At 64.7% G+C, this 5,512-nt stretch carries 6 protein-coding genes; 3 read left to right on the forward strand and 3 right to left on the reverse strand.

What is annotated here, in order from left to right; all coding sequences use genetic code 11:
* On the reverse strand, nucleotides 1–233 hold a 233-nt coding region (locus tag EOD07_RS20680), incomplete at its 3' end, for a PhzF family phenazine biosynthesis isomerase (protein WP_164772390.1).
* 133 nt (nucleotides 234–366) lie between these two features.
* Here EOD07_RS20680 and EOD07_RS20685 point away from each other — a divergent pair.
* Genes EOD07_RS20685 through EOD07_RS20695 form a run of 3 tightly spaced genes read left to right on the forward strand, consistent with a single transcriptional unit; the run spans nucleotide 367 to nucleotide 3,579 of the window.
* Nucleotides 367–1,653 carry an efflux RND transporter periplasmic adaptor subunit gene (locus tag EOD07_RS20685; RefSeq protein WP_127236778.1) on the forward strand — a complete coding sequence of 429 codons (1,287 nt, stop codon included), beginning with the start codon at nucleotides 367–369 and terminating at the stop codon, nucleotides 1,651–1,653.
* Between the two features lie 4 nt (nucleotides 1,654–1,657).
* Nucleotides 1,658–2,365, forward strand: a complete 708-nt coding sequence (locus tag EOD07_RS20690; protein ID WP_127236779.1) for an ABC transporter ATP-binding protein — start codon at nucleotides 1,658–1,660, stop codon at nucleotides 2,363–2,365.
* A complete protein-coding gene (locus EOD07_RS20695) occupies nucleotides 2,362–3,579 on the forward strand; it encodes an ABC transporter permease (RefSeq protein ID WP_127236780.1) in 1,218 nt (405 codons plus the stop codon). The genes EOD07_RS20690 and EOD07_RS20695 overlap by 4 nt, the downstream gene beginning before the upstream one ends.
* A gap of 14 nt (nucleotides 3,580–3,593) precedes the next feature.
* On the opposite strand, the gene EOD07_RS20700 is transcribed toward EOD07_RS20695, so the two are convergent.
* Nucleotides 3,594–4,310, reverse strand: coding sequence for a hypothetical protein (locus EOD07_RS20700; RefSeq protein WP_127236781.1), 717 nt, complete (start codon nucleotides 4,308–4,310; stop codon nucleotides 3,594–3,596).
* Nucleotides 4,311–4,315: 5 nt separating this feature from the next.
* On the reverse strand, nucleotides 4,316–5,428 hold the full coding sequence (locus tag EOD07_RS20705) for an endonuclease/exonuclease/phosphatase family protein (RefSeq protein WP_073985958.1): 1,113 nt from the start codon (nucleotides 5,426–5,428) through the stop codon (nucleotides 4,316–4,318).
* Nucleotides 5,429–5,512: the final 84 nt, after the last annotated feature.

Consider the following 5,512-nt stretch of genomic DNA (forward strand, 5'->3'; position numbering starts at 1 on the left):
GTCGGATGCCCCGCGAAAGGCATTTCATAGTCGGGCGTGAAGATGCGGATACGGTTGCGGTGCTTTGGATTGTCGGCAGGCAGCACGAACACCGTCTCGGAAAGATTGAATTCGCGCGCGATGGCCTGCATGCCGGCGCCGTCGAGCCCGTCGCAGTCGAGCACCACGGCAAGCGGATTTCCGGCCAGCCTTTCGGTGGTAAACACATCGTAAAGCAAGTAATCGCGCGCCATGGAGTAAACCTTTCGCCTCGGCCCGAATATCTGCCTCAATCCCAACATGAGGGAAATTTAATTTGAAATTCGAACCTTAAGGCCTGATTTGTGCACCGATAGGGATGTCGATTTTTCATTATAGGGGTCTGGGGTGGACCAGCTTGTCAATCCGCCAAACGCGGAATCCGGTACTTCCATAGAGGCTGCGCTCGGGCTCGACCGCAAGGGCGTAAGCCGCAAGCGTCGCCGCTTCTGGCTCTATGCGCTGCTCGCGATAGCGATCGTCGCCTGCTGCGTTGCCCTCTATCGATGGTATGCCGCAGCCCCTCCCAGGATCGAATACACCACCGTGCCCGCGGCGATCGCCGACCTCACGGTCGAGGTATCGGCCACCGGCACGCTGCAGCCGCTGACCCAGGTGGATATCTCAAGCGAACTGTCCGGCATCGTCCGCTCGGTCGCGGTCAATGAAAACCAGCAGGTCAAGAAGGGCGACGTGCTGGCGACGCTCGATACCGCCAAGCTGGAGGTCCAGATCGAGCGCGCCACCGCCTCTGCCAAGGCGGCGTCCGCCTCCGTCGAAGACGCCAAGGTGACCTTGCAGGAAAACGAGAACGCGGTTGTGCGCGCAAGCGCGCTCACCAAGCGCGGCATGGCGACGGACCAGTCGCTCGAAGCGGCAACCGCGACGCGCGACCGCTCGAAAGCAGCACTCGACAGCGCCGAAGCCAATCTCGCCATCGCCCAGGCCGATCTCAAGGCGCAGCAGACCGATCTGGCCAAGAGCACCATCTATGCGCCGATCGACGGCATCGTGCTGACGCGCTCTGTCGATCCCGGCCAGACCGTCGCGTCCTCACTGCAGGCGCCGGTGCTCTTCGTTATCGCCGCCGATCTTCGCAACATGGAATTGCAGGCGGCCGTAGACGAAGCTGACATCGGCGCGGTGAAACCCGGCCAGCACGCCCGCTTCACCGTCGACGCTTTCCCTGACAGGCCGTTCGACGCCGAGATCCGCGACATCTCCTACGCTTCGGTCACCACGGATGGCGTCGTCACCTACAAGGCCCGGCTCGAGGTCGACAATGGCGAGCTTCTGCTCAGGCCCGGCATGACGGCGACGGTCTCGGTCGTCACAAGACAGGCCAAGGGAGTGCTCACCGTCCCCTCGACCGCCTTCCGTTATCGCCCGATGCAGCAGCAGGCGCGCGGCTGGAGCTTCAGCGACCTTTTCACCGGCCGCATGGGCCGCCCCAACCGGCAGCGCGAGGCGACGAAGGCGCCGACAGACGGCTCGCGCACGCTTTATGTGCTGGAGAACGGCAGGCCGCATCCGGTCAACGTCAAGATAGGCTCGACCGACGGCGAGCTAACCGAGATCACCTCCGGCCTCGACGAGGGCGCGCAAGTCATCACCGGCGCGCAGCAGCGGAGCTGACGCCATGTCGGCTCCCCTGCTCATCACCTTCGACAAGGTCTGGAAAAGCTATGGCGAGGGCGAGGCCTGCGTGCACGCGCTGGCCGGCGTCGATCTCGCGATCCGCAGAGGTGAATTCGTCGCCATCATGGGCCCCTCCGGCTCGGGCAAATCGACGGCGATGAACATCATCGGCTGCCTCGACACGCCGACGGCCGGAACCTACTCCTTCATGGGTGTCGATGCGGGCCGGCTCGACCGCAACCGCCGCGCGCTTTTGCGCAACCTTTATGTCGGCTTCGTTTTCCAGGGCTACAATCTGTTGCCGCGCACCACCGCGGCGGAAAATGTCGAGCTGCCGTTGATCTATCGCGGCGTTGGAGCGCGCGAGCGCCGCGATCTCGCCATGCAGGCGCTGGCCGAGGTCGGGCTTGTCGGGCGCGAGCATCACACGCCGGCTGAGCTGTCAGGCGGCCAGCAGCAGCGCGTGGCGATCGCCCGCGCCATCGTCACAAGGCCGACGCTGCTCGTCGCCGACGAGCCGACCGGCAATCTCGACACCGCGCGCACGCATGAGATCATGGAGCTGCTGACCAGGCTCAACGCCGAGCTCGGGCTCTCCATCGTCATGGTCACGCATGAGGCCGATGTCGCGGACTATGCCGGCCGCACCATCCGCTTCCTCGACGGCCATGTCGCCTCCGATACCTTGAAAGCGGAGGAAGCGGCATGATCTGGGAGACCGTCCGCCTTTCGCTGCGCTCGATTCGCCGCAATGTGCTGCGCTCGTTCCTGACGCTGCTTGGCATCGTCATCGGCGTCGCGGCCGTCATCGCCATGCTAACCATCGGCTCGGGCACGACGGAGAAGGTCAAGGCGGATATCTCGAAGCTCGGCAGCAACCTGCTCGTCGTTCGCGCCGGCCGGCCTGCGGGGCCAGGCGGACCGGGCGGTCTCGATCAGGCAGTGCGGCCGCTGGCCGAAAAGGATGTCACCGCGCTCGTTTCGCATCTGAGCGGCGCGCGCGCGATTTCGCCTGCTTCGCAAAAACAGGTCCGCGTCATCTTCGGCACCGAAAGCCTGACATCGGGGGTGACCGGCACGGACAGCGCCTATCTCGACGCCCGCGACTGGAAACTGGTTTCCGGGCGGCCGTTCAGCGATTCCGAGACGCGCGCCGGCACGGGTGTCTGCCTGGTCGGGGAAACGGTGCGCCAACAGTTCTTCGGCGCCGGCGACCCGGAGGGCGAGATCATCCGCGTCAACCGCACCTCCTGCAAGATCATCGGCCTGCTCGAGCCCAAGGGCTATACCGGCTTCGGCCAGGACCAGGACAATGTCGTGCTGATGCCGCTGCATGCCTACCAGCGGCGCATCGCCGGCAATCGCGACATCGACAACATCTACATCGCCGCCGACGACCGCACGCCGACCAGCGAGCTGCAGCCGCGCGTCGAGGACATTTTGCGCGACACGCGCCGTATCACACCCGATCGCGATCCTGATTTCGCCATCCGCGACATGACCCAGATCGCCGATGCCATGACCAGCGCCACGACCACCATGACCGGCATGCTGGGCGCAGTCGCCGGCGTCAGCCTCCTGGTCGGCGGCATCGGCATCATGAACATCATGCTGGTCTCGGTCACCGAACGGACGCGCGAGATCGGCATCAGGCTGGCGATCGGCGCTCACGAAAAGCACATCCTCATCCAGTTCCTGGTCGAGGCGACAGTGCTATCTCTGCTTGGCGGCATCATCGGCATCCTGATCGGGCTTTCGCTCGCCGGTCTGACCTCGATGGCGCTGACAATACCTTTCGCGCCAAGCCCTGCCGTCATCCTGCTCGCCGTCGGTTTCTCAGCGCTGATCGGCATGGTGTTCGGCTTCTTCCCGGCGCTGCGCGGCGCTCGCCTCGACCCGATCGACGCGCTGCGGCACGAATAGTCCGAGCAGCGGTGCTAACGGTCACCGCCGAAATGCCACTCGATCAGCGGCTTCATGTGGGGCATCAAGCCGTCGGGCAGATCGCCGTCACTACGGATGATGACCGGCCCCTCGATCTCCGGCTCGGCCTCGGCCGCGACGAAGGCACTGATGCGCCGCGCCAGCTCGTCGGCCGTTTCGGCCACACGGTACCGGCGGAAGATCACCGTGCCGCTCGCCGTCGACAGCGCGTGATAGCGCTGTCCGCGTTCGGCCGCTGAAAGATCGAGCCCTGTCTCCTCCCCGACCTCGCGGATCATGTTGAAGTCGACATCCACCATGCCGTCGCGGAAGTCGATCGGCTCGAACGAGCCGGCGGCGAAATAGACGCGGCCGGCATTGACCGTGTGACGGCCCATGCGGATCGCCACCAGCGCATTGTCGCCGGCAACCAGCACGGCATGCGCATAGGCATGCTCGGCACCGGAATTCTCGCGCCGCTTATGCCACAGCATGAAGGTCGAATAGTTGACCGCGTGGCAGCGGCCAACGAGGCGGCCATCCCGGTAGACAAGCTCGGAAAGCAGCACCACGGTGCCGTCGAACAATGCCGGATTGGCGGCAATCTCCTGCCGCCAGTTCTCGGCGATCGCCTCTGCATTGCTGACCGCGAACGGATGCGGGCCGGGATCCAGGCGGACGTCGATCGCGTCGACCGGCAGGATGACGTTGCGGGGCAGATCGAAGCTCAAAAGGGTCACGCCATGTCCAGTGCGATCGCCACCGGGCAGTGATCGGAGGCCTTTGGCCTGTCCCAGCCGGCGCGCGGGAACCGTTCGACCTCCTGTCCGGGCGGGAAGATGGTGCGCCAGGGCTGGCCGTTGCGGATGATGTCGGGAACGGCCGTGGCGTTCCTCGCGGCCAGCGCCTTGGACAGCAGGATATAATCGAGCTGGCAAAGATGCCGTTCCTCCGGGCCGCGCGTGTGGTAGAAGCTCCAGCGATCCATCTCCGGCCGCCGCTCGACGACATTCTCGCAAAAGCCGCCGGCGGTGAGCACATCGACCGAGGACCGGGCTTCGTCGACGACCTCGAAACGGTAGCCGTCGATGGCGTCGCCATCGATCTTCACGCGCTGCCGGTAGTCGTTGAGGTCGCCGCAGATCGCCCAGCGCTTGTTCGCGGCGTGATCCTTGCCGAAACGCTCCTCGATGATGCGGCGCACCGCCTGCGCCTCGGCGATGCGCAGCGGCATCGACGCCTCGCGGCCGTCCAGCCCGTTGCGCGGCGGGCCCATCGATTTGAAATGCACGAGATAAAGCGTCAGCGGCGCGCCGCCGATCCTCAGGTCGATCTCCAGGCAGTCGCGGCGAAAGATACGCTCGGTGGCGAGATAGCCGAGCGCGGCGAGTTCCGGCGTGAACAGCCCGAACTCCTCGAAGGTGACATAGGCGTGGCTGGTCATGCGCACGAATTCGATCGGCTGCCCTTGCGCGGTCTCGTTGCGCATCATCACGGCGACATCGATGCCGCGCGTGTCGTTGCCGGCGGTGGTGTATTTCTGCCGATAGCCCTGCCCGACCATCTTGAACAGATAGCCATACTCGAAGGCTTTCAGCGCCTCGATGTTGTCGACCTCCTGCATGCAGATGACGTCGGCCCGGGTGGCCGCGATGGCGAGCGCCGTCAATTGGCGGGTGTCGTCGGATTGGGCGATCGTGCGAGCCTGTTCGAGGATGCGGTATTCGGCCTCGCTCTGGATGTCGAACAGCGCCAGCGTGCGGTCTTCGTTGAGCTGGTTGCGATAGCCCGAGAAATCGAACCTGCTCATCAGGTTCTCGACATTGAAGGTGGCGAGGCGCAGCGACATGGCCGTGACCTTTGCCCGCAAGCGCGAGCGAAAACAAGAGCCAGGCCGATGCTCGCCATGGTTGATGGAACCTTTCCGTTCATC

The sequence above is a fragment of the Mesorhizobium sp. M2C.T.Ca.TU.002.02.1.1 genome (assembly GCF_003997225.1).